Source organism: Acidovorax sp. BLS4 (genome assembly GCF_032929295.1).
Classification (GTDB): domain Bacteria; phylum Pseudomonadota; class Gammaproteobacteria; order Burkholderiales; family Burkholderiaceae_C; genus Paracidovorax.
Genome location: NZ_CP136797.1, coordinates 3,934,347 through 3,959,519, shown reverse-complemented (window position 1 = coordinate 3,959,519; position 25,173 = coordinate 3,934,347). Strand labels below are relative to the sequence as shown.

At 67.1% G+C, this 25,173-nt stretch carries 23 protein-coding genes and 1 pseudogene; 8 read left to right on the top strand and 16 right to left on the bottom strand.

Annotated features, from left to right (window positions below):
* The first annotated feature begins 110 nt into the window (after window positions 1-110).
* Together R1Z03_RS18210 and R1Z03_RS18205 are read left to right on the top strand one after the other, a co-directional pair.
* The gene (locus R1Z03_RS18210; protein WP_317353645.1) at window positions 111-1,865 is read left to right on the top strand and encodes an NEL-type E3 ubiquitin ligase domain-containing protein; all 1,755 of its coding nucleotides are present in this window, start codon (window positions 111-113) and stop codon (window positions 1,863-1,865) included.
* A 321-nt stretch (window positions 1,866-2,186) separates the two neighbouring features.
* The gene (locus tag R1Z03_RS18205) at window positions 2,187-3,662 is read left to right on the top strand and encodes an NEL-type E3 ubiquitin ligase domain-containing protein (RefSeq protein ID WP_317353642.1); all 1,476 of its coding nucleotides are present in this window, start codon (window positions 2,187-2,189) and stop codon (window positions 3,660-3,662) included.
* Window positions 3,663-3,689: 27 nt separating this feature from the next.
* Here the strand turns inward: R1Z03_RS18205 and pdeM are convergent, their stop codons facing one another.
* The 14 genes and pseudogenes from pdeM to R1Z03_RS18135 all read right to left on the bottom strand — a co-directional run bounded on the left by pdeM (window position 3,690) and on the right by R1Z03_RS18135 (window position 18,469).
* On the bottom strand, window positions 3,690-4,394 hold the full coding sequence (gene pdeM / locus R1Z03_RS18200) for a ligase-associated DNA damage response endonuclease PdeM (RefSeq protein ID WP_317353640.1): 705 nt from the start codon (window positions 4,392-4,394) through the stop codon (window positions 3,690-3,692).
* Window positions 4,395-4,408: 14 nt separating this feature from the next.
* Window positions 4,409-7,450, bottom strand: coding sequence for a ligase-associated DNA damage response DEXH box helicase (locus tag R1Z03_RS18195; RefSeq protein WP_372588282.1), 3,042 nt, complete (start codon window positions 7,448-7,450; stop codon window positions 4,409-4,411).
* Window positions 7,441-7,827 (bottom strand): hypothetical protein, encoded by a 387-nt coding sequence (locus tag R1Z03_RS18190; RefSeq protein WP_317353634.1) that lies wholly within the window; start codon window positions 7,825-7,827, stop codon window positions 7,441-7,443. Before R1Z03_RS18190 ends, R1Z03_RS18195 begins: the two co-directional genes overlap by 10 nt.
* 17 nt (window positions 7,828-7,844) lie before the next feature.
* Window positions 7,845-9,554 carry an ATP-dependent DNA ligase gene (locus R1Z03_RS18185; protein WP_317353631.1) on the bottom strand — a complete coding sequence of 570 codons (1,710 nt, stop codon included), beginning with the start codon at window positions 9,552-9,554 and terminating at the stop codon, window positions 7,845-7,847.
* A 374-nt stretch (window positions 9,555-9,928) separates the two neighbouring features.
* Window positions 9,929-10,972: pseudogene (locus tag R1Z03_RS18180) on the bottom strand (ligase-associated DNA damage response exonuclease); the annotation flags it as partial.
* Window positions 10,973-11,279: 307 nt separating this feature from the next.
* Window positions 11,280-11,696, bottom strand: coding sequence for a F0F1 ATP synthase subunit epsilon (locus tag R1Z03_RS18175; RefSeq protein ID WP_092745245.1), 417 nt, complete (start codon window positions 11,694-11,696; stop codon window positions 11,280-11,282).
* A 121-nt stretch (window positions 11,697-11,817) separates the two neighbouring features.
* A complete protein-coding gene (atpD, locus tag R1Z03_RS18170; protein ID WP_272565773.1) occupies window positions 11,818-13,224 on the bottom strand; it encodes a F0F1 ATP synthase subunit beta in 1,407 nt (468 codons plus the stop codon).
* A 36-nt stretch (window positions 13,225-13,260) separates the two neighbouring features.
* Window positions 13,261-14,127, bottom strand: a complete 867-nt coding sequence (gene atpG / locus R1Z03_RS18165; protein ID WP_272549600.1) for a F0F1 ATP synthase subunit gamma — start codon at window positions 14,125-14,127, stop codon at window positions 13,261-13,263.
* A gap of 18 nt (window positions 14,128-14,145) precedes the next feature.
* Window positions 14,146-15,699 (bottom strand): F0F1 ATP synthase subunit alpha, encoded by a 1,554-nt coding sequence (atpA, locus tag R1Z03_RS18160; protein ID WP_272565775.1) that lies wholly within the window; start codon window positions 15,697-15,699, stop codon window positions 14,146-14,148.
* Window positions 15,700-15,742: 43 nt separating this feature from the next.
* Window positions 15,743-16,285 carry a F0F1 ATP synthase subunit delta gene (locus R1Z03_RS18155; RefSeq protein WP_272565778.1) on the bottom strand — a complete coding sequence of 181 codons (543 nt, stop codon included), beginning with the start codon at window positions 16,283-16,285 and terminating at the stop codon, window positions 15,743-15,745.
* Between the two features lie 11 nt (window positions 16,286-16,296).
* The gene (locus R1Z03_RS18150; RefSeq protein ID WP_272565779.1) at window positions 16,297-16,767 is read right to left on the bottom strand and encodes a F0F1 ATP synthase subunit B; all 471 of its coding nucleotides are present in this window, start codon (window positions 16,765-16,767) and stop codon (window positions 16,297-16,299) included.
* 34 nt (window positions 16,768-16,801) lie between these two features.
* Complete coding sequence (atpE, locus tag R1Z03_RS18145) at window positions 16,802-17,050, bottom strand: F0F1 ATP synthase subunit C (protein ID WP_092745139.1); 249 nt, start codon at window positions 17,048-17,050, stop codon at window positions 16,802-16,804.
* 51 nt (window positions 17,051-17,101) lie between these two features.
* Window positions 17,102-17,980, bottom strand: a complete 879-nt coding sequence (gene atpB, locus R1Z03_RS18140; RefSeq protein ID WP_092745138.1) for a F0F1 ATP synthase subunit A — start codon at window positions 17,978-17,980, stop codon at window positions 17,102-17,104.
* A gap of 21 nt (window positions 17,981-18,001) precedes the next feature.
* Window positions 18,002-18,469: an ATP synthase subunit I gene (locus R1Z03_RS18135; protein ID WP_284430977.1), complete on the bottom strand. Its 468-nt coding sequence runs from the start codon at window positions 18,467-18,469 to the stop codon at window positions 18,002-18,004.
* Window positions 18,470-18,706: 237 nt separating this feature from the next.
* On the opposite strand from R1Z03_RS18135, the gene R1Z03_RS18130 reads away from it, so the two are divergent.
* The 3 genes from R1Z03_RS18130 to lipA are packed head-to-tail and all read left to right on the top strand — an operon-like array spanning window position 18,707 to window position 20,722.
* Window positions 18,707-19,021, top strand: a complete 315-nt coding sequence (locus tag R1Z03_RS18130) for a DUF493 family protein (RefSeq protein ID WP_317353625.1) — start codon at window positions 18,707-18,709, stop codon at window positions 19,019-19,021.
* A 5-nt stretch (window positions 19,022-19,026) separates the two neighbouring features.
* Window positions 19,027-19,728 carry a lipoyl(octanoyl) transferase LipB gene (gene lipB / locus R1Z03_RS18125; protein WP_317353621.1) on the top strand — a complete coding sequence of 234 codons (702 nt, stop codon included), beginning with the start codon at window positions 19,027-19,029 and terminating at the stop codon, window positions 19,726-19,728.
* Window positions 19,729-19,741: 13 nt separating this feature from the next.
* Window positions 19,742-20,722: a lipoyl synthase gene (gene lipA / locus R1Z03_RS18120; protein WP_272565787.1), complete on the top strand. Its 981-nt coding sequence runs from the start codon at window positions 19,742-19,744 to the stop codon at window positions 20,720-20,722.
* Between the two features lie 57 nt (window positions 20,723-20,779).
* On the opposite strand, the gene R1Z03_RS18115 is transcribed toward lipA, so the two are convergent.
* Both R1Z03_RS18115 and R1Z03_RS18110 read right to left on the bottom strand, forming a co-directional pair.
* Window positions 20,780-22,117, bottom strand: coding sequence for a heavy metal sensor histidine kinase (locus R1Z03_RS18115; protein ID WP_317353618.1), 1,338 nt, complete (start codon window positions 22,115-22,117; stop codon window positions 20,780-20,782).
* The gene (locus R1Z03_RS18110; RefSeq protein ID WP_317353614.1) at window positions 22,114-22,791 is read right to left on the bottom strand and encodes a heavy metal response regulator transcription factor; all 678 of its coding nucleotides are present in this window, start codon (window positions 22,789-22,791) and stop codon (window positions 22,114-22,116) included. The genes R1Z03_RS18115 and R1Z03_RS18110 overlap by 4 nt, the downstream gene beginning before the upstream one ends.
* Before the next feature lie 165 nt (window positions 22,792-22,956).
* On the opposite strand from R1Z03_RS18110, the gene R1Z03_RS18105 reads away from it, so the two are divergent.
* The 3 genes from R1Z03_RS18105 to R1Z03_RS18095 all read left to right on the top strand — a co-directional run bounded on the left by R1Z03_RS18105 (window position 22,957) and on the right by R1Z03_RS18095 (window position 25,167).
* Complete coding sequence (locus R1Z03_RS18105; protein WP_317353611.1) at window positions 22,957-23,286, top strand: DUF4148 domain-containing protein; 330 nt, start codon at window positions 22,957-22,959, stop codon at window positions 23,284-23,286.
* Window positions 23,287-23,343: 57 nt separating this feature from the next.
* On the top strand, window positions 23,344-23,760 hold the full coding sequence (czcI, locus tag R1Z03_RS18100) for a cation efflux protein, CzcI family (RefSeq protein WP_372588167.1): 417 nt from the start codon (window positions 23,344-23,346) through the stop codon (window positions 23,758-23,760).
* 105 nt (window positions 23,761-23,865) lie between these two features.
* Entirely contained in the window at window positions 23,866-25,167 is a 1,302-nt protein-coding gene (locus tag R1Z03_RS18095) for a TolC family protein (RefSeq protein ID WP_317353606.1), read from the top strand.
* Window positions 25,168-25,173: the final 6 nt, after the last annotated feature.

The following is a 25,173-nucleotide window of genomic DNA, read 5'->3' as shown; positions in this document are numbered from 1 at the left end:
TTGAACGCATTGGTACCGTGAGGCCGCGTGAGCAAAGTGTTGGGTCACCGTCCGTCGCAGACCGCCAGGTCCGCGCACGCAGAACCAGTCCAGCGCACCCTGCCGGCCCTTTGGCTGCGCGCAATCCATTGTCGGGAAACGCCGCCGAAGCCGCTGCCTACCTTCGAGCGCCGCGTGCCCACTTGCCTCTGCCAGACCTGAACACCGCACTGCCCCAACCGCCGAACCTGCCAGACCTGAACACCGCACGGCCCCAACCGCCGAACCTGCCGGATCTGAACACCGCACTGCCCCAACCGCCGAACCTGCCGGATCTGAACGCCGCGCTGCCCCAACCGCCGGACCTGCCGGATCTGAACGCCGCGCTGCCCCAACCGCCGGACCTGCCGGACCTGAACGCCGCACTGCCCCAACCGCCGAACCTGCCGGATCTGAACGCCGCGCTGCCCGCATCGTCAGAGGAGTACGCTGCACAGCCTCATCCACTCGATTTGAACAACACGCCACCGCCATCACCAGACGCGTGGTCAGAGACCTCGGACTCGGAAGAAGAAAGCTGGCAAAGCGAGAACGAAGCGGCGCCGGACCCGCTCACGCTTCCGTTTGCGAACCATGCCGCATTGGGGGTTCACGGAACGCCCCATTCGTCCCAGGTCTTTGCGTTGCTGGACCAGTTGAATGCCCAGCCGGAGTTGGCGCCCCAGGTGCTGCGCGTATCAGCCGACCTGCTCGTGGAACTCGGCGCCCTGCCGGAACTGCGCGACGGGTTGGAAGCGCGGGCCCGGGACAGCACCTTGCACCCCGTCACGACCGAGGCCATCCGGCAGTTGATGGGCATCCTGATCGACTTTGAAAACGATGATGTCGAGTCGGAGGACGAAGGGGAGGAGAACGAGCAAGACGAACTCGCCCGGGACCTGAAGCGCCAAACGAGGCCTCTCGGCTGGGAAGCCGCCCAATGGCTGGGCCCGGACCATCCCGAAGCCGCTGCATTGAGCGCTTTCGATGACGAGCCACAGGCGCCCGCTTTTGCCCGCCTGCTCGCCCGACTGCGCGATGCCGGCCGCGAGGGCCCGGAGGGCGGCTCCTCGACGGTAGCAGCGCAACGGGGCGAGCAGGTCGCGGCCGTCATCCATGCGGTAGCAGGCGATCCCGATCTGCGCGCGCAGGTCTATCTGATAGCGCAAACGGCTTTGGGCAGTTGCCAGGACAACGTGCTCGAAGGTTTTTCCAAAGCGCTGTTGGCGGTGCGCAACCACCAGATGGTGGCGGACATCCGCAGCGGCCGGGTGGACGCCACGCAGTTCCAGCGCTGGGCAAGGCAGCAGTTCCGGCTGGCTTTGCTGGAAAGCGAGGTCACCCGGTTCATTCATCAGGAACTGCAGCGCCCGGACCTTGGCCCCTGGCCCAAGCGACAACTCACGCGGGAGCCGCTGGAAACACTGATGCACGCCAAGCAGGCGCTGCGGGACCGACTGGATCTGCCGGAGGGCACCGTCACCGGCGTACAGGCCTTGCAATTGAGCGTGCTCCGCCAAAACAACGTGGCCGATCTGGCCCGCGCCGTGGAGCGACAGGCGAGCGATCCTACCGCTTATGGCGAATTTCGCTTTAACCACCCGACATGGCGTGAAGGAATGAAAGCGCTGCACCCGCGCGAATTCGGCCAGCTCACCACGGCACGCGACGACGATCCGTTCTTCGATGAAGACCTGCCGCAGGGCCTGGAAGCGGAGGTCGAGTACGCCATCCGCAGCCGGGCGGTCGAGGCGAAATGGCTGCACGAGGAAAATCTGCTGCTGAGGCATTTGGGGAAAATCGGGGCGCCTGACCCGTCCATGAAACCCGAACCGGACATGGCGTAAGCCGCATTGGGCCGGTGTTGCGCCGGCTTCGCAAAACGATGCACCCGTGCGCACGGGGCAGGACGCCACCGCGTTCCCGCACGAACATCGCCGGTACCGCCCCGCTCGAATGCGGCGGGAAAGGCGACCATGGACCCCCTACGACATTCCGGCCGCATCCGGCCACGAGAACACAGCCCCGAGGCCAGCGGCGCAGCGCCCACCCGGCCCGTTCGCGCCCGAACGACCGGCCCAGGTGCAGATGCAGCCCTGCCCCTGTCGCCACGCCGCACTTCCGCCAGCGCGCCGACGGCAGAACCCTCCTTGCCGCCACGCTCGGCCATGCCGCTGCGCCCGCCGCTGCCCGCCACCGCCGTGGTCAGCCCACGCGGGGAGGTGTCGTCAGCCCCTGGATCGCCACAGTCCGATGATGGCGCGCTGGACCTCGAAACGCCCGAGCACTTGCAGCACGCTTTGGGCGAACTGGGCATCCATGGCCCGCTGGCCTCTTCGCAGCTCTTCGATCTGGTGGCGCTGGCCGTGCAGCGCCCTGATCTGGAAAACCATATCCAGCAAATGGCGGCGGCCCTTTCGACACGCCAGGGCGTTCGGGCCGAAATCAAAACGGGGCTGGAAGCGTTATGGCAACAGCACCGCCACAGCCACCCCGCCGCGGCGCGCGTGATCGAACTCGTCATGAACCCGGTGGGCACGTTCGTGACCACCGCCCCCTCACTGGAAGAGGGCGATGACGCATCGGACCTCGAAGCCGACCTCGATGCCTACCTCGAGACCCAGCGCGACGAAGAACTCGACGAGGGCGATGTCGAAGGCGACCTCGAACGCCTGAAAGCGCCACTGGGTCACCAGATCCGGACATGGATGGGCAGCGGCATGGCACAGGCCGCCACCGCAGACCCCCATGCCTTCGACGACGAGCCCCAGGCACCTGCCTTCGCCCGGGTGCTGGAGCGCCTGCACGACGAGGCTTACCCGGGTTTTTCGCCTGCGGCACAACAGCAACTGGCCAGCCAGGTGCGCACGACCATCCTGGCGATCGCGCGCGATCCCGATCTGCGCAGCGAGGTTTACCTGATCTCGCAGACCGCCCTCGGCGATTGCAGGGACAACCTGCTCGATGGCTTTTCCAAGGTGATGCTGGCCGTGCGCAACCGGCAGATGGTACTGGCCGTGCGAGCGGGCAAGATCAACGAAGCGCAGTTGAACGGCCTGATGGGCCAGCAGTTCCGGCTGTCGCTGCTGGAGACCGCCACGAACCGGTTGATACACCAGATGAAGCAGCGCACCGATTTACCGCCATGGAAAGCGAAATGGCTGCAGGCAGATCCGCTGGAAACCCTGGCGCACGCCAAGGCGGCGCTGAAAAGGCCCCTTCAACTGCCGCAGGACACAGCGCAAGACCTCACCAACCTCGACTTCAGCGCACTGAACCCGGACGACATCGCAGCCCTGCATTCCGAGGTTCTGGCGCAAGCGTCCGACCCGCAGGCCTACCCAGCGTTTCTGATGCACCACGAGACATGGCGTGTCGGCATGCAGGAACTGCACAAAGCGACGTTCGAGCCATTGACGGACGCCCGGGACAACCATCCTTTCCTTCAATTGCCCTGGCCGGACGATCATGAAAGCCCCGCCGCTTTCGAATACTCGCGACAGGCCCGTGAGATCTACAGCGAGTGGGAGGCCTCGGTGAATACGCACCTTCAGGCCTTGGCGGCTCAGGCGGGCGGAGCGATGCCGCCGAACCATCCCAGACCGCCCGAGGCCGGGCCGTCGCGCAGAACCGGCCCCGGATAACCGCCAGGACTTTCACCACGGGCCAGGTCACTCCGGCGTGGCCCCCATGCCCGGCACCGCCCACACCCGCCCGCCGCCGGCGGCGAAAAAGCGGCGCTCCGGGCCGGAGGTCATCGTCTGGCCGCCGGTGAACTCGCCAAACGCCGGCAGCACGGTGAGTTGCGGCTCCACCGCGAAGCACGGCAGGCGCAGGGCGTCGCGCCCCCGCCCCCGCAGCACCACGGCGGGATGGACGTGGCCGGCGAGCACGTGCAGCGTCCCGTGCGCCTGCGGGTAGTGGCAGCATGCGAACGGCCCGATCGGCCAGGGCTCGTCCACGATGGCGAACCCCAGGCCGGCCGGCGGATCGCCGGCGTGGCTGTCGTGGTTGCCGCGCACCAGCACCACCTGCAGCGCCGCATGCGCGGCGCGCCATGCCGACAGGGCGGCCAGCACGGCAGGCGACTGCGCTTCGGCCGCATGCAGGAAGTCGCCCAGCACCACCAGCCGCTGCGCGCCTTGCCGGGCGATCGGGGCCGACAGCCGATCGAGGTTGTCGCGCGTGGTGCCGGAGGGCACGGGCAGCCCGCGCGCGCGGAAGGTATCGGACTTGCCCAGGTGCACGTCGGCCACGAACAGCGTGCGGCCGGCCGGCCACCACAGGGAGCGGTCGGGCAGCAGGTGGACTTCGGTCCCGGCCAGGTGGCAGATGGCGGCGCCCTCGGCCGCGGGGTGGGTGTCCGTTGCGCTCATGCCTTGATGGTTCTTCACAGCCGGGGCAAGGGCCGCGAGGGCTTGCGCTCGCGGCGCCGCTTCGCGCCGCCGCCCGGTGCGGATTCGTCGGCGGCGGTCAGCGAGAAGTCGAGCGTGCGGCGCACCTCGGCCGCCGCGGACTGCAGGGGATCGTGCGGCGCCGCCGGGGCCTCGTCGACGGCCGGCGGTTCGCTGGCCGCGGCCTTCGGAAGCCGCCGCGCGCGCAGCGGCGGGTCGGGCGGCACCACGTCCTGCATGCGCGGCGCGGCCTCGGCCGCCGGGCCGCGGGCGTCGGCGGCACTGTCCAGTTGCGCGAGCATGCGCGCGATGCGGTCGGCCAGGTGCTCGTTGGTGAGCTTTTCGCGAAAGCGCTCCACCATGAGCGGAAAGGCGAACGGGCTCGGCCGCAGCAGCGCCCGCACCACCCGCTGCTGGCCCTGCATGCGGCGCAGCGCGGCCAGCAGCTGGGCCACGTCCAGCTCCTGGCTCAGCACCTCTTCGTCGGCCTGGCGCAGCAGCATGTTGGTGGTGTCGTATTTGCGAAAGACCTCGAAGAACAGTTGCGACGACGCCTGCAGCTGGCGGGCGCTGCGGCGCTCGCCGGGGTGGCTCTGGAAGATCAGGCCCGACACGCGCGCGATCTCGCGAAAGCGCCGCCGCGCCATCTCGGTGGCGTTCAGGCTGGCCAGCACTTCGTGCAGCAGGGCCTGGCGCTCGGGGTCGCCGTGCGGCGCCTCGGGCAGGGGGTGGCCCGCGGCATCGTCGGCTTCGGCCCGGGCGGCATTGGCCGTGTTGCGGATGGCCAGGGCTTCGCTGGCGGGCACGCGCAGGTCGCAAGCGTCCGCGCCGGGGGCCGGGTCCGTCGTGGGCGCGGCGAGGGCACCGGGCGCGGGGCGGGCCTGCGTGCTGAGCAGCTCGGGCAACAGGGCCGCCCAGTCGCGCTCGGTGGCGCTGAGCAGCTCCAGGCCGTAGTCGTTGACCGCGATCGAGAAGGTGCCCGCCTCGCCCTGCGCCGCGCGCCAGGCGAACAGGCTGGCCAGGCCGGTGTGTGCATGCCGCCCGGCGAAAGGGTAGAGAAACAGGTGCCAGCCTTCGCGCGTGCGCAGGGTTTCGGCCAGCAGCGTGCCGGGCGTGGGCAGGGCCGACCAGCGCTGCTGCACCTCCAGCAGCGGGCGCACGCTTTTCAGCTCGGGCGAGCGGTAGTCGCCATCCGCCGCCAATGCGAGCTGGCGCACCACGAAGTCGGCCAGCACGGTGGACAAGGGCATGCGCGATCCTGCCCAGCGCGGCACGGTGGGGCGGCCGCGCGCGGCGCGGCGCACGTAGGCGGTCATGTCCTCGATCTTGACCATCTCCAGCACCTGGCCCGCGAACACGAAGCAGTCGCCGGCCGACAGGCGCGACAGAAAGCTCTCTTCCATGGTGCCCAGGCGCGCGCCGTGCAGCACCTGCACCACCATGCTGGCATCGCTCACGATGGTGCCGATGTTGGCGCGGTGGCGCCGCGCCAGGCGCGCATCGGGCATGCGCCACACGCCGCCCTCATCGGGCACCACGCGCTGGTAGTCCGGGTAGACGGCCAGCGACGGCCCGCCCCGGTGCACGAAATCCAGGCACCACTGCCACACGGCGCGCGGCAGGTCGGCATAGGCGGCCGTGCGGCGCACCTCGGCATAGAGCGCCTCGGGCTCGAAGCCGCCGCCCAGGGCGACGGTGACCAGGTGCTGCACCAGCACGTCCACGGGGCGGCGCGGGCTGGCGCGCATCTCCACCTGGCCCGCCTGCACCGCGGCGCGGGCGGCGGCGGCCTCGACCAGCTCCAGGCTGTGGGTGGGCACCAGCGTGATGCGCGACGGCCGCCCGGGCGCGTGGCCCGATCGCCCCGCGCGCTGCAGCAGCCGCGCGATGCCCTTGGCCGAGCCGATCTGCAGCACGCGCTCCACGGGCAAAAAGTCCACGCCCAGGTCCAGGCTGGAGGTGCACACCACCGCCCGCAGCCGCCCGGCCTTGAGCCCGGCCTCGACCCATTCGCGCACGCCGCGGTCCAGCGAGCCGTGGTGGATGGCCAGCTCGCCCGCCCAGTCGGGCCGCGCATCGAGAATGGCCTTGTACCAGACCTCGGCCTGCGAGCGCACGTTGACGAAGACCAGCGTGGTGCGCGTGCCGGCCAGCTCGCGCACCACGGCGGGCAGCATCGACAGGCCCAGGTGGCCGGCCCACGAAAAGCGCTCGGGGTGGTCGGGCAGCAGCGTGTCCACCACCAGGCGCTTGTCCACCCGGCCCTGCACCAGCACGCCCTCTGTGGAGCCGCCGCCCTGCCGACCGGGCGGCTGGCCCAGCAGCGTGTGCATGGCTTCCTCCAGGTTGCCGAGCGTGGCCGACATGCCCCACACGCGCAGCGCCGGGTTCCAGCCCTGCAGCCGGGCGATGGCCAGCTGCACCTGCACCCCGCGCTTGTTGCCCAGCAACTCGTGCCATTCGTCGGCCACCACCAGTTGCACGGACGACAGCACCTCGCGCGCATCGCCCCGCGCCAGCAGCAGCGACAGGCTCTCGGGCGTGGTCACCAGCACCGTGGGCAGGCGCCGCGACTGCGCGCTGCGCTCGCCGCTGGCGGTATCGCCCGTGCGCGCGCCGGCCGTCCAGCGCGCCACGCCGCCGTGCACCGGCGCCAGCGCATCGAGCGGCGCCTGCAGCGCCTTGAGCGTGTCGGCCGCCAGCGCCCGCATGGGCGTGAGCCACAGGACGGTGAGCGGTGCGGCGGTGCTCTGGCGCCCCCGCAAAGGAATTGCTACTTTTTTTATAGCATCACGCCCTAGTACTCTCTGCGCTGGAGCCCGATTCGGCTCAGATCCGTCTGGATCACCGGCCAGCGCCTGCAGGGCGCCGAGCCACACCGCATAGGTCTTGCCCGCCCCGGTCGTCGCGTGCAGCAGCCCCGAGCGGCCCTCCGCCATGGCCTTCCACACCTGCTTCTGAAACGGGAACGGCTTCCAGCCCCGCTGCGCGAACCAGCCGGCCACCGCGCGCTGGACTGTGGACCGGGTCACTGCCAGCCCCCCTGCCGTGGCGAACGGCGCCGCAACGACGTGCGCGCCTCGCCGGCCCGTACCCAGCGGCGTGACAAGGGAAGCGCCATGGCTTGCGCCCCCCGCTCCGCTTGCGCTGCGCTGCGCAGCGGCTGGCGCACGAACGGCCGCACCGGACGGAACGACCGCCCCCCTCCCGGGCGCGACGCCGCGGAGCGCGCAGGCACGGTGCCCGCTCGCCGCGCGCACCGCAGGCAGCCCGCCGCAAAGCGCAGGCAAGCCGGGTGCGCCGCCTTGGCCCGGAGCGTTTTCTTGGGATGCGTCACCGCAGGGTGCGCGGGCCGCCGGCCCACCGCCCGGCCCAGGAACGCCGCGCGCTCGCGGCCGTCGTCAATGCGCGGCATGGACGGCCCTCCGGCGATCACGCATCCGACCTCGGCAACAGCGCCGCCAGGGTGTCCACCGAATCCGCTTCGTCCACCGGCTTGTCCTCGCGCCAGCGCAGCATGCGCGGAAAGCGCACGGCGATCCCGCTCTTGTGGCGGCTGCTGCGGGCGATGCCCTCGAACCCCAGTTCGAACACCAGCGTGGGCCGCACGCTGCGCACCGGGCCGAAGGTCTCGACGGTGGTCTTGCGGATGACCGCATCCACCCGCGCCATCTCCGCATCGGTCAGGCCGGAATAAGCCTTGGCGAACGGCACCAGCGCGCGTCCCTCGGTGCCTGGCGGGCCGTCCCACACCGCGAAGGTGTAGTCGCTGTAGAGGCTGGCGCGCCGGCCATGGCCGCGCTGGGCATAGATCAGCACCGCATCGATGCTCAAGGGGTCGATCTTCCACTTCCACCACGTCCCCACGTCCTTGGTGCGGCCCACGCCGTATTCGGCATCGCGGGCCTTGAGCATCATGCCTTCCACGCCCAGCGAGCGGGCCTGCTCGCGCTGGACCGCCAGATCCTGCCAGCGGTCGCCCTGCAGCACCGGGCTGGCCACCAGCGCCGGGTGCGCCACGCGCGCCAGCAGCGCATCGAGCCGCGCCCGCCGTTCGTGCTGGGGCCGCTGGCGCAGGTCCTGGCAGCCCTCCTCCAGCAGGTCATAGGCGAGCAGCACCACGGGCAGCTCGCGCAGCAGCTTCGGTGTGAGGGTCTTGCGGCCGATGCGCTTTTGCAAATCGGCGAACGGGCGCACGTGGGCCGCGGCATCGCCCTCGGCAGCGCGCCAGACGACGATCTCGCCATCGAGCACCGTGCCGTCGGGCAGCGCTTCCCCGAGCGCCTGCAGCTCGGGGAAGCGGTCGCTCACCAGCTCCTCGCCGCGCGACCAGACCCAGGTGCCGGCACCGTCGCTGGCGCCCTCGGCGCGGGTGCTGCGCCGCACGATCTGGGCGCGGATGCCGTCCCACTTCCACTCCACGATCCACTGCGCGGGCGGGCCGAGCACCTTGTCGAACTGGGACACCGGCAGTTGCAGCGGGTGCGCCAGGAAGAAGGGATAGGGATGGCCCCGGGCTTCGCCCTGCGCCGCGGCATCGCCGCCTTCGCCCTCGGCCGCGACCAGGCGCAGGTAGTCGGCCTCGCCCGGACGCGCCCCGATGTGCGTGTAGCCCATGAGCCGCTGCGCGACACGCTTGGCATCCACGCCGCTCACCGCCGCCAGCGCCTGCGTGACCTGCAGGCGCGACACGCCCACGCGGAACGCCCCCGTGATGAGCTTGAAATACACCAGCCGCTCTTCGGGCGCGAGACCCGCCCACTGGGCCCGCAGCGTGGTCTCCAGCGCCTCGGGCGGCATGCCGCGCAGGGGCAGCAGGTGGTGCTCCATCCACTCGGCCAGCCCCAGCGCCTGCGCGGCGGTGGGCGCGGGCAGCAGCAGCGAGATGGTCTCGGCCAGGTCGCCCACGGCCTCGTAGCTCTCGTCGAACAGCCATTCGGGCAACCGGGCCGCATCGCGCGCCAGGGTGCGCAGCAGCTTGGTCGGCACCAGCTGGCGTGGCTTGCCGCCGGCCAGGAAATACACCGCCCACGCCGCATCCGCCGGCGCCGCGGCGCGCAGGTAGGCCTGCAGCGCGGCCTGCTTGGCCAGGCTGGAGGTGCTGGCGTCGAGCGCGCGGTAGAGCGCGGCGAAGTCCTTCATGGTTCGGACGAAGGGGGTCGGCGGGGCGTAACGGAGGACAGGGAGGGGGACTCGGCCTCGGAAGGGGCAACGCCTTCGGTGGCGGGCTCCGTGAGGCGGCCTTGATCGGGATCGGCGGCAGCGGCGGTGCGTTTCGATCGGCCCCTGGGGCGGGGCCTCGGAGCACCGGGCACGCCGTCCGGCGCCGCGGCCTGGGCGGCTGCGGCCCCATCGCCCGGGCCTTCGCCGGCCTGCGCAGCGGGGGCGCTGGCATCGGACGGTGGCGGGGCAGACGGCGCACCGTCGATCACCGGGGATGCGTCTCCACCGGGCTGGGCGATCGCGGGCGTGGCCGCCTGCGCGGCACGGGCCGCGTTCACGGCCTCATCGGCCTGCGCTGGCACCGGCACGGCTGGTGCGGGGGCGGCCTCCTGGTCGTCCTCATCGCCGTATTCCGTGTGGAACGATTGCGCATCCAGCCCCTGTTCGCACAGCCAGCGCACCAGCACCGCCACGCTGCCATGGGTCACGAAAACGCGTTCGGCCCCGGTGGCCCCGATCGCCCGCTGCAGGCCGGGCCAGTCCGCATGGTCCGACATCACGAACCCGCGGTCCACGCCCCGGCGGCGGCGCGTGCCGCGCAGCTGCATCCAGCCGCTGGCGAATGCATCGGCATGGCGGGCGAAGCGGCGCATCCACGGCGTGCCCTGGGCGGACGGTGGGGCCAGGACCAGCGCGGTCTTGAGCATTTGGGCATCCACCCCCGGGTCGGTCACGCGAAAGGTGGGCGGCAGGTCCACGCCGGCCGCGCGGTACACGGCGTTGAGCGGCTCCACTGCGCCATGCACCACGATCGGCCCGATGCTGCGATCCACGCCGTGCAGGATGCGCTGCGCCTTGCCGAAGGCATAGCACAGCAGCACCGAAGGCCGGCCCTGCGCGGCATTGGCGCGCCACCAGGCATCGATGTCGGCGAACAGCACCGGCTGCGTGGGCCAGCGGTAGATGGGCAGGCCGAAAGTGGATTCGGTGATGAAGGTGTCGCAGCGCACCGGCTCGAACGGGGTGCAGGTGCCGTCGGCCTCGGTCTTGTAGTCGCCCGAGGCGACCCACACCCGCCCGCCGTGCTCCAGCCGCACCTGGGCGGAGCCGAGCACATGGCCGGCGGGGTGCAGCGACAGGCGCACGCCGTGGTGTTCGATGGCCTCGCCATAGGCCAGCGTCTGCAAGGCGATGTCGGCGCCCAGCCGGGCCCGCAGGACGCCCTCGCTGTCGGTATGGGCGAGGTAATGGGCGTGGCCCACGCGCGCATGGTCCGAATGGCCGTGCGTGATGACCGCCCGCTCCACCGGCCGCCAGGGGTCGATGTAGAAATCGCCCGCGGTGCAGTACAGGCCTTCGGGGCGCGCGACGATCAGATCGACGTCACCGCGCGCCATGTCCGGTGTCTTTCGCGAAAGGGGAGAAGCGCCTACGGGCGACCTGTCTGACCCCGTCGCCCAATGCGCCGTGCGTAGAAGGAAGTGCTGTGTGCGCTTGCATGCCGAATGCTATCGCCCACCCCTCTTTCGCCCGGGTGCGGAACGCCGCATGCCCGTGTCAGCCGGCGCCTACCGTGCTGACGGCGCGCCCCGGCCGCCCGCCCCGAGCCCGCCTGCACGGCCCTTTTTGCCTCATTCATCGCGGCCATGAAAAAAGCCGCCCGAGGGCGGCTTTGTCGCAGACGGCAGGCAGGCCGTCGTTCGGTCAGCGCTTTTGGCGGAACTTGCGCAGCGCAGCGATCTGCGCGGCCATCACGGCCAGTTCCGATTGCGCCTTGGCCAGGTCGAGTTCGCTCTTGGCGTTCTTGACGGCTTCTTCGGCCGCGGCCTTGGCCTGGTTGGCCTTCTCGTCATCCAGGTCCTTGCCGCGCACCGCGGTATCGGACAGCACCGTCACGCGGTGGGGCTGCACTTCCAGAATGCCACCGGCCACGAAGACGAACTCTTCGCCGCCATCGGCCATCTCGATGCGCACCGAGCCGGGCTTGATGCGGGTGATCAGCGGGGTGTGGCGGGGGTAGATGCCCAGTTCACCGGCTTCGCCGGGCAGAGCGACGAACCGCGCTTCGCCGGAGAAGATGGACTCTTCGGCGCTGACGACATCGACGTGAATGGTGTTCATGGGGTTCCTTCCAAAAGTCGGGAAAGCTGGAGATCGGCAGTCTGTCCGGTCAGCGCGCCGCAGGTGCCTGGAAGCACCCGCACGGCACGCTCACCCATGGCAGGCCGCCGATCGCGCCGCCTTACGCGACCTTCTTGGCCTTTTCGAAGGCTTCGTCGATCGTGCCGACCATGTAGAACGCCTGCTCGGGCAGGTGATCGCACTCGCCGGCCACGATCATCTTGAAACCACGGATGGTTTCGGACAGGGGCACGTACTTGCCGGGCGAGCCCGTGAACACTTCGGCCACGTGGAACGGCTGCGACAGGAAACGCTGGATCTTCCGGGCGCGGGCCACGGCCAGCTTGTCCTCGGGAGCCAGTTCGTCCATGCCCAGAATGGCGATGATGTCGCGCAGTTCCTTGTAGCGCTGCAGCGTGCCTTGCACACCGCGGGCCACCGCATAGTGCTCTTCGCCCACGACTTGCGGGTCGAGCTGGCGGCTGGTGGAGTCCAGCGGGTCCACGGCAGGGTAGATACCCAGCGAAGCGATGTCACGCGACAGCACCACGGTGGAGTCCAAGTGGGCGAACGTCGTGGCGGGCGATGGGTCGGTCAAGTCATCCGCTGGCACGTACACGGCCTGGATGGAGGTGATCGAGCCCACCTTGGTGGAGGTGATGCGCTCTTGCAGGCGGCCCATTTCTTCGGCCAGCGTGGGCTGGTAGCCCACGGCGGAGGGCATGCGGCCCAGCAGGGCGGACACTTCGGTACCGGCCAGCGTGTAGCGGTAGATGTTGTCCACGAAGAACAGCACGTCGCGGCCTTCGTCGCGGAACGACTCGGCGATCGTCAGGCCGGTCAGCGCGACACGCAGGCGGTTGCCTGGGGGCTCGTTCATCTGGCCGTAGACCATGGCCACCTTGGACTCTTCGAGCTTCTCGAGATTCACCACGCCGGAATCGGCCATCTCGTGATAGAAGTCGTTCCCTTCACGGGTCCGCTCGCCCACCCCTGCAAACACCGACAGACCGCTGTGGGCCTTGGCGATGTTGTTGATGAGTTCCATCATGTTCACGGTCTTGCCCACGCCGGCGCCGCCGAACAGGCCCACCTTGCCGCCCTTGGCGAACGGGCACACCAGGTCGATCACCTTGATGCCGGTTTCCAGCAGCTCCTGCGAAGGCGACAGTTCGTCGTACGCGGGGGCCTTGCGGTGGATGGAGGCCGTGAGGTCCTGGCTGACCGGACCGCGCTCGTCGATGGGCGCGCCCAGCACGTCCATGATGCGGCCCAGGGTCGCCTTGCCCACGGGCACGGTGATGGGGTTGCCGGTGTTGGTCACCACGATGCCGCGGCGCAGGCCATCGGACGAGCCCAGGGCGATGGTGCGCACAATGCCGTCACCCAGCTGCTGCTGCACTTCCAGCGTCAGGGTGGAACCGTCGAGCTTCAGGGCGTCGTAAATCTTGGGCATCTGGTCGCGCGGGAACTCCACGTCCACCACGGCGCCGATACATTGAACAATCTTGCCTTGCACTTGAGCCATTTTTTGCTCCAAATAAATGTGGGTTGAGCTGTCTGTTTACACAGCAGCAGCGCCGGACACGATTTCCGAAAGCTCTTTCGTGATCGCTGCCTGGCGCGTTTTGTTGTAGACCAGCTTCAACTCGCCGATGACGCTGCCTGCGTTGTCGGTGGCAGCCTTCATGGCCACCATGCGCGCGGACTGCTCGGAGGCCATGTTTTCTGCCACGGCCTGGTAGATCAGGGATTCGACATAGCGCAGCAGCAGCTCGTCGATGACGCTCTGCGCATCGGGCTCATAGATGTAGTCCCAGCCGTGCTCCGTCTTCTCCGCTTCCATCTGCGAGGAAGACAGGGGGAGCAGACGCTCCACCACCGACTCCTGCCGCATGGTGTTGATGAACTTGGTGTACCCCAGGTACACCGCGTTGATCTTGCCTTCGGCATAAGCGTCGAGCAGCACCTTCACGGGGCCGATCAGCTTGTCCAGATGCGGGGTGTCGCCCAGACCGGTGACATGCGAAACCACCTTGGCACCGACGCGGTTCAGGAAACCCAGGCCCTTGTTGCCAATGGCCACGGCCTCGGTGGACACGCCAGCAGACTGCAACTCGCGCAGCTTGGTGGTCACGGCACGCAACACGTTGGTGTTCATGCCGCCACACAGGCCCTTGTCGGTCGTCACCACGATGACACCGGCCACCTTGGCATCGTTTTCCTTCATGAAAGGATGAACGTACTCCGGATTGGCCTTGCCGAGGTTGGCGGCGATGTTGCGGATCTTCTCGCTGTAAGGACGGGCCGAGCGCATCCGCTCTTGCGCCTTGCGCATCTTGGACGCGGCCACCATTTCCATGGCCTTGGTGATCTTCTTGGTGTTTTCCACCGATTTGATCTTGCCGCGTATTTCCTTGCCTGCTGCCATGATGATTCCTCGTTCGGTTTAGGCGAACGACTTCTTGAACGCGCCGATGGCGGCGGTCAATTCGGCTTCAGCGTCCTTGTCCATGGCCTTCGCCTGTTCCAGCTTGGCCAGCAGAGGGCCGTGGCTGGACTTCAGGAACTGGTGCAGGCCGTGTTCGAACTCGAGCACCTTCTTGACTTCGATGTCGTCCATGAAGCCCTTGTTCACTGCGAACAGCGTCGCACCCATCAGGGAGATGGGCAGCGGGCTGTACTGGGCTTGCTTGAGCAGTTCGGTCACGCGGGCACCGCGGTCCAGCTGCTTGCGGGTGGCTTCGTCCAGGTCGGAAGCGAACTGCGCGAACGCAGCCAGTTCCCGGTACTGGGCCAGGTCGGTACGGATACCGCCGGACAGGCTCTTGATGATCTTGGTCTGGGCCGCACCACCGACGCGCGACACGGAAATACCGGCGTTGATGGCGGGGCGGATACCGGCGTTGAACAGGCTGGTTTCCAGGAAGATCTGGCCGTCCGTGATCGAGATCACGTTGGTCGGAACGAAGGCGGACACGTCGCCGGCCTGCGTTTCGATGATCGGCAGTGCGGTCAGCGAACCGGTCTTGCCCTTGACTTCACCCTTGGTGAAGGCTTCGACGTAGTCGGCGTTCACGCGGGCGGCACGCTCCAGCAGGCGGCTGTGGAGATAGAACACGTCGCCGGGGTAGGCTTCGCGGCCTGGCGGGCGGCGCAGCAGCAGCGAAACCTGGCGGTAGGCCACGGCTTGCTTGGACAGGTCGTCATAGACGATCAGCGCGTCTTCGCCGCGGTCGCGGAAGTACTCGCCCATCGTGCAGCCGGAGTAGGCCGACACGTATTGCATGGCGGCGGACTCGGAAGCCGAAGCGGCCACCACGATCGTGTATTCCATCGCGCCGGCTTGCTCCAGCGAGCGCACGACGTTCTTGATGGACGATGCCTTCTGGCCGATGGCGACGTAGATACACGTCACGCCCTGGCCCTTCTGGGCAATGATGGCGTCGATGGCGACGGCCGTCTTGCCGGTCTGGCGGTCACCGATGATCAGCTCGCGCTGTCCACGGCCCACGGGCACCATGGAGTCGATGGACTTCAGGCCGGTCTGCAGGGGCTGGTCCACCGATTTACGGGCGATCACGCCCGGAGCGACCTTTTCGATCACGTCGGTGAGCTTGGCGTTGATGGGACCCTTGCCGTCGATCGGCTGGCCCAGCGCGTTCACCACGCGGCCCACGAGTTCGGGGCCCACGGGCACTTCCAGAATGCGGCCCGTGCACTTGACGGTGTCGCCTTCGGAGATGTGCTCGTACTCGCCCAGAATCACGGCGCCGACGGAGTCGCGCTCGAGGTTCAGCGCCAGGCCGTAGGAAGGCGCACCGTCCTTGTTGGCGGGGAACTCCAGCATTTCGCCCTGCATCACGTCGGACAGGCCGTGCACGCGCACGATACCGTCGGACACGGACACCACGGTGCCCTGGTTGCGGATGTCGCTGCTGGCTGCCAGACCTTCGATGCGGCTCTTGATCAGTTCAGAAATTTCTGCGGGATTGAGTTGCATGACTCTTTCCTTCTTTCTTTGGTTAGCCGAGACCTCAAGCCGCTTACGCAGTGAGGGCCGCTTTCATTTGTTCCAGACGGGCTTTGACGGAGGTGTCGAGCACCTCGTCTCCCACGACTACGCGAACGCCGCCGATCAGGGATTCGTCCACCTGTACCGAGACATTCAACTTGCGGCCGAAGCGCTTTTCAAGCACCGCGTCCAGGCCGGCCAACGCGGCGGCGTCCAGCGCAAAAGCACTGAATACCACGGCATCGGAAGAGCCGTTGCGCCGATTAACCAGCGCGCGGAACTGGGCCGCCACCTCGGGAAGCGCGTCCACACGGCCGTTCTCGATGATGACACGCAGGAAGTTGCGGGCTGCCTCGGGCAGCGCGCCACGAACCACGCCCGTGATGACGTCGAACACCTGTTCGGAGGTCACCTTGGGGTTGTCCGCCAGTTGGCGCAGCTGAGGATTGGCGGCAATCGCCGCCACTTCTTCCACCCAGGCCACGGTGCCGTTCAGGTCGGCACCCGGCTGGGACGTGCTGGCCTTGAACAGGGCTTCCGCGTAAGGGCGGGCAATGGTGGCGAGTTCTGCCATGTGCGCGCTCCTTACAGCTCGGTCTTCAGGCGGTTCAGCAGGTCGGCGTGGACGCCAGCATTGACTTCCTTGCGGAGAATCTGCTCGGCGCCCTTGACGGCCAGCGCAGCGACCTGCTCGCGCAGGGCTTCACGGGCCTGGATCGACTGCTGCTCGGCATCTGCACGGGCAGCGGCGACGATCTTGTTGCCTTCCTCGGTCGCACGGGCCTTGGCCTCGTCGATGATGGCCTGAGCGCGGCGCTCGGCGTCCGCAATACGCGATGCCGTTTCGTTGCGCGTCTGGGCCAGTTCCTTCTCGACGCGCTGGTTCACAGCGGTCAATTCGGATTTGGCACGGTCGGCGGCAGCGAGGCCATCGGCGATTTTCTGGGCTCGCTCGTCCAGTGCCTTCGCGATCGGGGGCCACACGAACTTCATCGTGAACAGCACCAGGATCAGAAAGACGATGGCCTGAACGAACAGGGTCGCGTTGATACTCACGGCAACACCTTTCTAGTTGGGCGTTGAACGGAGCTTAGGCCAGGACGAAGGGGTTGGCGAAAGCGAACAGCAGAGCGATGGCCACGCCGATCAGGAAGGCGGCGTCGATCAGACCGGCCAAGATGAACATCTTGGTTTGCAGTTCATTGATCAGCTCAGGCTGGCGAGCGGACGCTTCGAGGTACTTGCCACCCATCAGTGCGATGCCGATCGAAGCGCCGATAGCGCCGAGACCCACGATCAGACCACAAGCCAGAGCGACGAGACCGAGAACGTTTTCCATGATGACTCCTAGGATGAAAAGAAAGGAAGGTTGAAAAAGAAAGGGAAAGGATCAGTGAGCTTCATGCGCCTGGCCGAGATAGATCAGCGCAAGCATCATGAAAATGAAGGCCTGCAGGGTGATCACCAGGATGTGGAAGATCGCCCAGATCGAGCCTGCAATGATGTGCCCCAGAGGGAGCAACACACCGGAAAGCGACATGGCAGCAGCACCGCCCATCAGGGCAATCAGCATGAACACCAACTCACCAGCGTACATGTTGCCGAACAGCCGCATGCCATGCGACACGGTCTTGGCAATGTATTCAATGATCTGCATGAGCAGATTGACCACGCCCAGGATCAGGGCGAAGACGGGATTCTTGCTGGTGCCGAACGGCGCGGTGACCAGCTCATGCGCCCAGCCGCCAAGGCCCTTGATCTTCACGCTGTAGTACAGGCAAAGCACCAGCACGGCGAACGACAGACCGAGGGTGGTGGAGAGATCGGCGGTGGGCACCACGCGCAGGTAGGCATGGTGCGGATCATGGCCGGCGGCACCGTAGATCTGGGCCCAGATCGCGGGCAGCAGATCGACCGGCAGCATGTCCATGGCATTCATCAGGAAGATCCAGACGAACACGGTCAGCGCCAGGGGAGCGATGAACTTGCGGCTTTCGGCGTTGTGGATGTTGGCCTTGGCCTGGTTGTCCACCATCTCGACCAAGATCTCCACCGCGGCCTGAAAACGGCCCGGCACGCCGGAGGTGGCCGTGCGGGCGGCACGCCAGAAGACAAAAAGTGCGATGAAACCGAGAACCAAACCCACGATCACGGAATCGAAGTTCACCACGGAGAAATCGACAATGGACTTCTGCTTGATGTTCTGGAGATGCTGCAAGTGGTGAACGATGTATTCACTGGCAGTCGGTGCATGCGCTTCTGCGGCCATCGGACAACTCTTCTATCAATATCAATCGGTTTTTCGGACACCGGGCCGCACCATGAGCGCGATCCAGTACGTTTTCATCGTCACTACCATGCCGGCCAGCAATGCCAGCCAACTCAGCCCCGGAACCAGCCGGGGCGCCGCCGCCAGCATGGCAACGGTCATTGCAATCTTGACCAACTCCCACCCGAACAGGCCAGCCATCGCACCTCCCGCGGAAGTTTGATGCCGGGCCATGCCCCGCGCGAACAAGGCCGCGGGAATCACCACCGCCAGTGCGCCATACCCCGTGGACCAAGCCACAGTGGGCTTGCCGGAAACCAGCCATGCCACCAGGGCAGCCAGTGCTCCGACGAACGCCTGACCCCAGACGATTCGCCACACGGAGATCCGCGGATGCCGGAGGCGCCACTGCGCAGCCTCTTCGGCTGACAGGGGCTTGAAGTCGGAATCTTCAGCCTCAGTTTCGTGGTCGGGAGCGTTTGTTTTCATTGAGGAATGACGCCCACTTTACAGACCGAAACTTTCACAAAGCCCCTGATTATAAGTAAAAACCACTTTCATCCGGCAATGACCTCTCAGGCCGGTATGAAAGTGTGCGCACGCGCGCTCCGTTGTGGTGACCGGCCAACGTGAACCGCCCTATCGCGGTGCAGACTTCGGCCGAAAGATTGCCGGCCCCGAACCCGTTCAAAATGGCACAAAGCCCGCCGTTTATAGACCATCGCCATGACACAGCCCCCTTCCGTGCTCCCATCAGACGTCCCGTCCGCGACCGATCCCCGCAAGGATTCGCTCATCGAGTACCCCTCGTCGTTCCCCATCAAGGTCATGGGCCAGAAAGTGGATGGATTCGTCCACGCGGTGACGGAACTGGCGCACCGCTTCGACCCGACCTTCGACGCGTCGACCATCGAACTGCGCGACAGCCGCGCCGGCAACTACCTGGGCGTCACCATCACGATCACAGCCACCAGCCGCGAACAACTCGATGACCTGTACCGGGCGCTGTCCTCGCATCCGATGGTCAAGGTGGTGCTCTAAATCCCATGGAGATTCGCCACCTGGGCCTCGTGGACTATCGGGAGACGCTGCAGGGCATGCAGGCTTTCACGCAGGAGCGTACGTCCCAGACTCCCGATGCGCTGTGGATCTGCCAGCACCCGCCGCTCTACACGCAGGGGCTGGCCGGCAAGGCCGACCATGTGCTGGCCCCTGGCGACATTCCCATCGTCGCCACCAATCGGGGCGGGCAGGTGACTTTCCATGGCCCGGGGCAGGTCGTGGCCTATCCGTTGCTGGATCTGCAGCGCGCCGGTTATTTCGTCAAGGAATACGTCTACCGCATCGAGGAAGCGGTGATCCGGACGCTGGCCCATTTCGGCATCACCGGGCACCGCGTGGGCGGGGCCCCGGGCATCTACGTGCGCCTGGATGACCCGGGAGGCCATGCCCAACTGCCACAGCGGCCACGCAAGGCCGAGGGTCTGCCAGCCACGCAAGCCCATGACGCCCCTGACTTCACCGGGCTGGGCAAGATTGCCGCATTGGGCATCAAGGTGTCGCGCCATTGCACCTACCACGGCGTGGCACTCAACGTGGACATGGACCTGGAACCCTTCTCGCGCATCAACCCTTGTGGCTACGCAGGGTTGCAAACGGTGGACCTTTCTACAATCGGGGTCCACACCACCTGGGAAGAAGCCGCCGAAGTGCTGAGCCAGCAGCTCGCCATTCGCCTGGCCCCCTGACCACTACCCTGCCATGAGCACTCCTGAAGTCGTGCGCGAAGCGCAAACCACCGCTGCCTACAACCCGCTGGCCAAGCAGAAGGCAGCCGCCAAGCTGTCGCGCATTCCGATCAAGGTCGAGCAAGGCGAAGTGCTCAAGAAGCCCGAGTGGATACGGGTGAAGGCAGGCAGCCCTACCACGCGCTTCTACGAGATCAAGGACATCCTGCGCGAGAACAAGCTGCACACGGTGTGCGAGGAAGCCAGTTGCCCCAACATTGGCGAATGCTTCGGCAAGGGAACGGCCACGTTCATGATCATGGGCGACAAGTGCACGCGCCGCTGCCCGTTCTGCGACGTGGGGCATGGCCGGCCCGACCCGCTGGACAAGGACGAGCCGCTGAACCTGGCCAAGACCATCGCACAGCTGCGGCTGAAGTACGTGGTGATCACCAGTGTGGACCGCGACGATCTGCGCGATGGCGGCAGCGGGCACTTCGTGGAGTGCATCCAGCACATCCGCACGCTCTCCCCCACCACCCAGATCGAGATCCTCGTGCCAGACTTCCGCGGACGGGATGACCGCGCGCTGGAGATCCTCAAGGCCGCGCCACCCGACGTGATGAACCACAACCTGGAGACGGCGCCACGCCTGTACAAGGAAGCCCGGCCCGGCAGCGACTACCAGTTCAGCCTGAACCTGCTCAAGAAATTCAAGGCACTGCACCCTGGTGTTCCGACCAAGAGCGGCATCATGGTGGGCCTGGGCGAGACGGACGAGGAGATCCTCCAGGTCATGGCCGACATGCGCGCGCATGACATCGACATGCTGACCATCGGCCAGTACCTCTCGCCCTCCAACAGCCATCTGCCGGTGCGCCGCTATGTGCACCCGGACACGTTCAAGATGTTTGAGGAAAAGGCCTACGAAATGGGTTTCAGCCACGCGGCGGTGGGTGCTATGGTTCGCTCCAGCTACCACGCAGACCAGCAGGCGCACGCGGCCGGCGTGTAGCGCCCGGGCCGGGTTGCCGCAGGGAACGGGAGGCCCCTCCCGGTCGAACCCTGCAAATCAGGACGTTGCGGGCGGTTCTGTGGTCGATGCACTGACGGTGAAGCCGATGCGCGTGAACTGCGCCGTGCTGCTGGCAAAGGTTTTTCCGCCATGCATTCGCGCAATGGCGTCCACGATGGCCAATCCCAGGCCGTGATGCTGGTCCGAACCATCGCGTGCCGATGCTGCCCGGAAAAAGCGTTCGAACAGCCTGCTGAGCGCCTCTGGCGCAATACCAAGTCCCTGATTTTCAACGGCGATCTCCGCGCCGTCGCGCCATGGTCGGATGGCCACAACAATGGTGGAGTCCTTCGCCGCATAGCGGATGGCATTGCCCAACAGGTTGGACAGGGCACGGCGCACCAGCGGCACGTCCACCGCTGCGGTGGCGTCGCCCACGACAGTGGCCCGCAATCCAGCCTCCTCCAGCGAGGCTTCATGGAACTCCAGCACGGCGCAGGCTTGCTCTGCAAGGCGGGCCGGCTGCCGTGAGCGCAAGGACTCTCCACGATCGGCCCGCGACAGAAACAACATGTCGGCCACGATGCCCGAGAGCCGCCGGATCTCTTCCAGGTTCGACACCAACAGCGACTGCATGTCCTGGGCGGAGCGGGGGCGGGCCAGCTCGACCTCCGCCGAGGCAATGAGGTTCGCCAGGGGCGTGCGCAACTCGTGGGCCACATCGGCATTGAAGGCCTTGGACTGCGAATAGGCCTGTTCGACCCGGGCCATGAGCGCATTGAATTGCGCGATCCAGGGGCGAAGCTCCTGTGCAAATTCGAGGGGATCGATGGGTGCACTGGCAGCGTCCGGCGTGATGCGGGCGGTTCGCTCCGCCAACTTGTGCAGCGGCCTAAGGCCATGGCGCACGAGCAGCGTCCCCGTCAGCGAGACCAGCAGCGTGCCCAGCACCACGGCCAAGGCCAGCGTCCCGCCCAGCCGGCGCAGAAGGCGCGCGTCCTGCATGGTGTCGATGCCAACGCGCACGTTGAAGGGGGAGCCGCTGTCGTGCGGCGCCACCCGGTGATCGGCCCAGACCCATTCGCCCGAAGTGGCCGGGGTAGAACTGAACAACTGCGCGCCATCGCGACCGATGGACACGCTCACGTTGCCATGGGAGGAAAAGTAATCTTCCAGCTTGTGCTGCAAGGACAGCGCCCCGCCCCCTTGGCTGCGCTCGTTCAGCAGATGGGATACCAGTCGCGCCTGCTGGTCCAGTTCTTCCTGTGCCTTCTGTCGAAAATTCCACGCCGTGACGGCATAGACGGAGACGCAGAGCACGCTGAGGCCAATCAGCGTCTGCAGGGCCAGCCAAACGGACAGCCGACGCTGTATCGATGACGGGAAAGGACTCATGGCGGTTCCCGATCCTCCAAGACGTAACCCATTCCGCGCACCGTGTGCAAGAGCCGCCGCGCAAACGGATCGTCCAGCTTGCTGCGCAGGCGTCGCACGGCCACCTCCACCACATTGGTTTCGCTGTCGAAGTGCATGTCCCACACTTGTTCAGCGAGCGTTGTTCGAGAGAGCACGCGCCCCTGGCGGCGCATCAGCAAGGCGAGCAAGGCGAACTCCTTGGCGGTCAGGTCGATCCGCACGCCTTCACGATGGCATTTGCGTGCAACCAGATCGAGCTCCAGGTCGGCCAGCTTCAGCACGGTATGCTCCTGCAGCGGCCCCCTGCGCTGCAGGGCCTGCACCCGCGCCAGCAGTTCCGAGAACGCGAAGGGCTTGACCAGATAGTCGTCGGCGCCCTGCTGCAGGCCCCTGACGCGATCCTCGACCTGATCGCGGGCCGTGACCATCAATACGGGCACGTCCTTGCCCTGCCGAATGGCGGCCAGCACGCCGAAACCATCCACCCCGGGCAGCATCACGTCGAGCAGGATGACCGAGTAATCGCCCTGCGTGGCGAGGTACCGGCCCCGGATGCCGTCCCTGGCAATGTCGACTACGTAGCCGTTTTCTTCCAAGCCTTTTTTGACGTAATCGCCCAGCTTGGGCTCGTCTTCGATGACCAGTATGCGCATCGGGCCATCGTATCGCCCGGGGACCGATTGAAAGATGACGAATTCGTCATCTTGCCGTCGGTGAATCGGCCGACTGGGTTTTTACAGTGACTTCACGCCGGCACAACGTTCGGCTGCATCCCGGCCCGGCGGTTCGGGCCGGATGCCCAACCCAGGAGATTGACCATGACCCGTTCCCCCGCCGTTTTTCTGTTCGCCGCCATGTCGGCTGCATGGGTGCCCTTGAGCGCTTCGGCGGCCAGCACCTTGCACAGCGCGCCCACCGAAGCCGGCTACACCGTGCATCCGCAGCATGCCACCCAGGCAAAGTCGCGGGCGCAGGTCCTGTCGGAGCTGGCCAACGCCCGCACCGACGGCACCCTGGTGGCCATGCAGTGGGGCCTGGAGGTGCCCCGCAAGGAGGCCAATGCCCCGAGCGCGCTGACACGCGAGCAAGTGCGCCTGGAGGCCGAGCGCGCCGCCAAGGGCAACCTGCTGCGCTATGGCGACCATTGAGCTTGCCTCCGCACCCATGCCAATGCAAGGCGCCTGTCCACCCGGAGACTTTGGGCAATGCCCAGCCCCGTGCCAGGCCCTTGCGGCCCACCGATATACTGCCGCCCGATGCGCCGCTGGCTGATGATCCTTTTGCTTTTCGCGATGCCGTTCCAGCTGAGCTGGGCGGCCGCCGCAGGCTATTGCCAGCACGAAAGCCATGCCAGCGCCTCGCATTTCGGGCACCACGAACACCACCACGTCGCCGCCACCAGTGCGTCGGCACAAGACACCGATACGCCCTCGGACCCTTTGCCGGGAGGTCCGGACAATGATTGCCTGACCTGCCACACCTGCACGGTGCAGCCCCTGGCCCATACCGCCAACGTAGCGGCCACGGCCGGGCCCGCCGCCCGGCCCCCGTCCTTTACCGAGTCCTATCGCTCCCACGTGGGAGGCATTCCCACGCGCCCTGCCTGGCCAGCGCTCGCCTGATTCGGCGAGAGACACGGCACGGCCTTCCCTCTTTGATCACAGCCCTTCGCTGAGAACTCTCGCCGAATTCATCCGCCCGTTGTTGTTGCAACCCAGGAGAATTCGATGCACAGGCATTTTGTGTCGCTGGCCGCCATGGCTTTCGCGGCATTTCCGGTCTTTTCGCACAGCCAGACCACCCCGCTTCCCCCCCCGTCCACGGTGCAGCCACGCACCGTGGAATCGTCCGAGCCCTTGAGCCTTGCCACCGCGGTGGCACTGGCATGGCAGAACAATCCCGACCTGTCTGCCGTGGCGCGTGCGCGCGATGCGGCGGATGCTGCCATCCGGCAGGCGGGCGCACGGCCCAATCCTGTGCTGGAGACCACGGTGGAGGACCTGCGGCAGGAGCGCCGCACGACGACCGTGCAGATCAGCCAGCCGATCGAGCTGGGCGGCAAGCGAGCCGCCCGCATCACAGCCGCCGAGCGGGCGCGGGACCAGGCCGCCGCCGCCGCCCTGGCACGCCGATCAGAGCTTCGCGCGGGCGTGATCACCGCCTTCTTCGAAGTCCTGGCCGCGCAGGAGCGCGTCCGCCTGGCCCAGGACTCGGTCACGCTGGCACAGCGGGCGGTGCATGCCGCGGCCAACCGGGTGGCTGCCGGCAAGGTCTCGCCACTGGAGGAAACGAAGGCCAAGGTGGCCGAGTCCGGCGTGCAGGTGGAGCGTTTGCAGGCCGAGGGCGCCCTGCGAACCGCGAGGCAGCAATTGGCCGCGCTGTGGGGCAATCCGAAGCCCGCCTTCGCCCATGCCGTGGGACAGCTCGATGCCTTGCCCACCCCACCGTCCAGCCTGGAGATCGAGCAGCGGATGCATGGCGCACCCTCTTTGGTTCAGGCACGGCTGGAAGTTGATCGGCGCAGTGCGCTGACGGCCCTGGAGCAGGCCAAGCGGGTGCCTGACATCGCAGTGACGCTGGGCAGCAAGCGAAGCCCCGACGTGGGCGGAAACCAGTGGGTGGTGGGCGTGTCCATACCCCTGCCCATTTTCGACACCAACCAGGGCAACCTGGCCGAAGCGTTGAGCCGCGAGGAGCAGGCACGCGACGAACTGCTGTCCACCGAACTGCGCACGGCCTCCGAAGCGGCGGCGGCATTGGAGACCCTCCATGCGTCGCGCATCGAAGCCGAAACACTGCAGCGCGACGCCCTTCCCGGCGCGGAGAGCGCCTACCAAGCCGCGACCAAAGGGTTCGAACTGGGCAAGTTCAGTTTTCTGGAAGCCCTCGATGCGCAGCGCACGCTGCTGCAGGTGCGCACGCAGACGCTGCGCGCCCTGGCCGCCGCGCACCGCGCCGCCAGCGACCTGGACCGCTTGCTGGGGCATGCCGGCGACGACCTGCCCTCCCCCATTTCATTTGCCCGCTGAAAGACC

Excerpts from the sequence above, each read along its gene's own strand:
- R1Z03_RS18205 (WP_317353642.1), top strand. The coding sequence starts at position 2,187 with ATGCCGCTGCGCCCGCCGCTGCCCGCCACCGCCGTGGTCAGCCCACGC.
- pdeM (WP_317353640.1), bottom strand. The coding sequence starts at position 4,394 with ATGAGCGCAACGGACACCCACCCCGCGGCCGAGGGCGCCGCCATCTGC.
- R1Z03_RS18190 (WP_317353634.1), bottom strand. The coding sequence starts at position 7,827 with ATGCCGCGCATTGACGACGGCCGCGAGCGCGCGGCGTTCCTGGGCCGG.
- R1Z03_RS18185 (WP_317353631.1), bottom strand. The coding sequence starts at position 9,554 with ATGAAGGACTTCGCCGCGCTCTACCGCGCGCTCGACGCCAGCACCTCC.
- R1Z03_RS18175 (WP_092745245.1), bottom strand. The coding sequence starts at position 11,696 with ATGAACACCATTCACGTCGATGTCGTCAGCGCCGAAGAGTCCATCTTC.
- atpD (WP_272565773.1), bottom strand. The coding sequence starts at position 13,224 with ATGGCTCAAGTGCAAGGCAAGATTGTTCAATGTATCGGCGCCGTGGTG.
- atpG (WP_272549600.1), bottom strand. The coding sequence starts at position 14,127 with ATGGCAGCAGGCAAGGAAATACGCGGCAAGATCAAATCGGTGGAAAAC.
- atpA (WP_272565775.1), bottom strand. The coding sequence starts at position 15,699 with ATGCAACTCAATCCCGCAGAAATTTCTGAACTGATCAAGAGCCGCATC.
- R1Z03_RS18155 (WP_272565778.1), bottom strand. The coding sequence starts at position 16,285 with ATGGCAGAACTCGCCACCATTGCCCGCCCTTACGCGGAAGCCCTGTTC.
- atpE (WP_092745139.1), bottom strand. The coding sequence starts at position 17,050 with ATGGAAAACGTTCTCGGTCTCGTCGCTCTGGCTTGTGGTCTGATCGTG.
- atpB (WP_092745138.1), bottom strand. The coding sequence starts at position 17,980 with ATGGCCGCAGAAGCGCATGCACCGACTGCCAGTGAATACATCGTTCAC.
- R1Z03_RS18135 (WP_284430977.1), bottom strand. The coding sequence starts at position 18,469 with ATGAAAACAAACGCTCCCGACCACGAAACTGAGGCTGAAGATTCCGAC.
- R1Z03_RS18130 (WP_317353625.1), top strand. The coding sequence starts at position 18,707 with ATGACACAGCCCCCTTCCGTGCTCCCATCAGACGTCCCGTCCGCGACC.
- lipB (WP_317353621.1), top strand. The coding sequence starts at position 19,027 with ATGGAGATTCGCCACCTGGGCCTCGTGGACTATCGGGAGACGCTGCAG.
- lipA (WP_272565787.1), top strand. The coding sequence starts at position 19,742 with ATGAGCACTCCTGAAGTCGTGCGCGAAGCGCAAACCACCGCTGCCTAC.
- R1Z03_RS18115 (WP_317353618.1), bottom strand. The coding sequence starts at position 22,117 with ATGAGTCCTTTCCCGTCATCGATACAGCGTCGGCTGTCCGTTTGGCTG.
- R1Z03_RS18110 (WP_317353614.1), bottom strand. The coding sequence starts at position 22,791 with ATGCGCATACTGGTCATCGAAGACGAGCCCAAGCTGGGCGATTACGTC.
- R1Z03_RS18105 (WP_317353611.1), top strand. The coding sequence starts at position 22,957 with ATGACCCGTTCCCCCGCCGTTTTTCTGTTCGCCGCCATGTCGGCTGCA.
- czcI (WP_372588167.1), top strand. The coding sequence starts at position 23,344 with ATGCCCAGCCCCGTGCCAGGCCCTTGCGGCCCACCGATATACTGCCGC.
- R1Z03_RS18095 (WP_317353606.1), top strand. The coding sequence starts at position 23,866 with ATGCACAGGCATTTTGTGTCGCTGGCCGCCATGGCTTTCGCGGCATTT.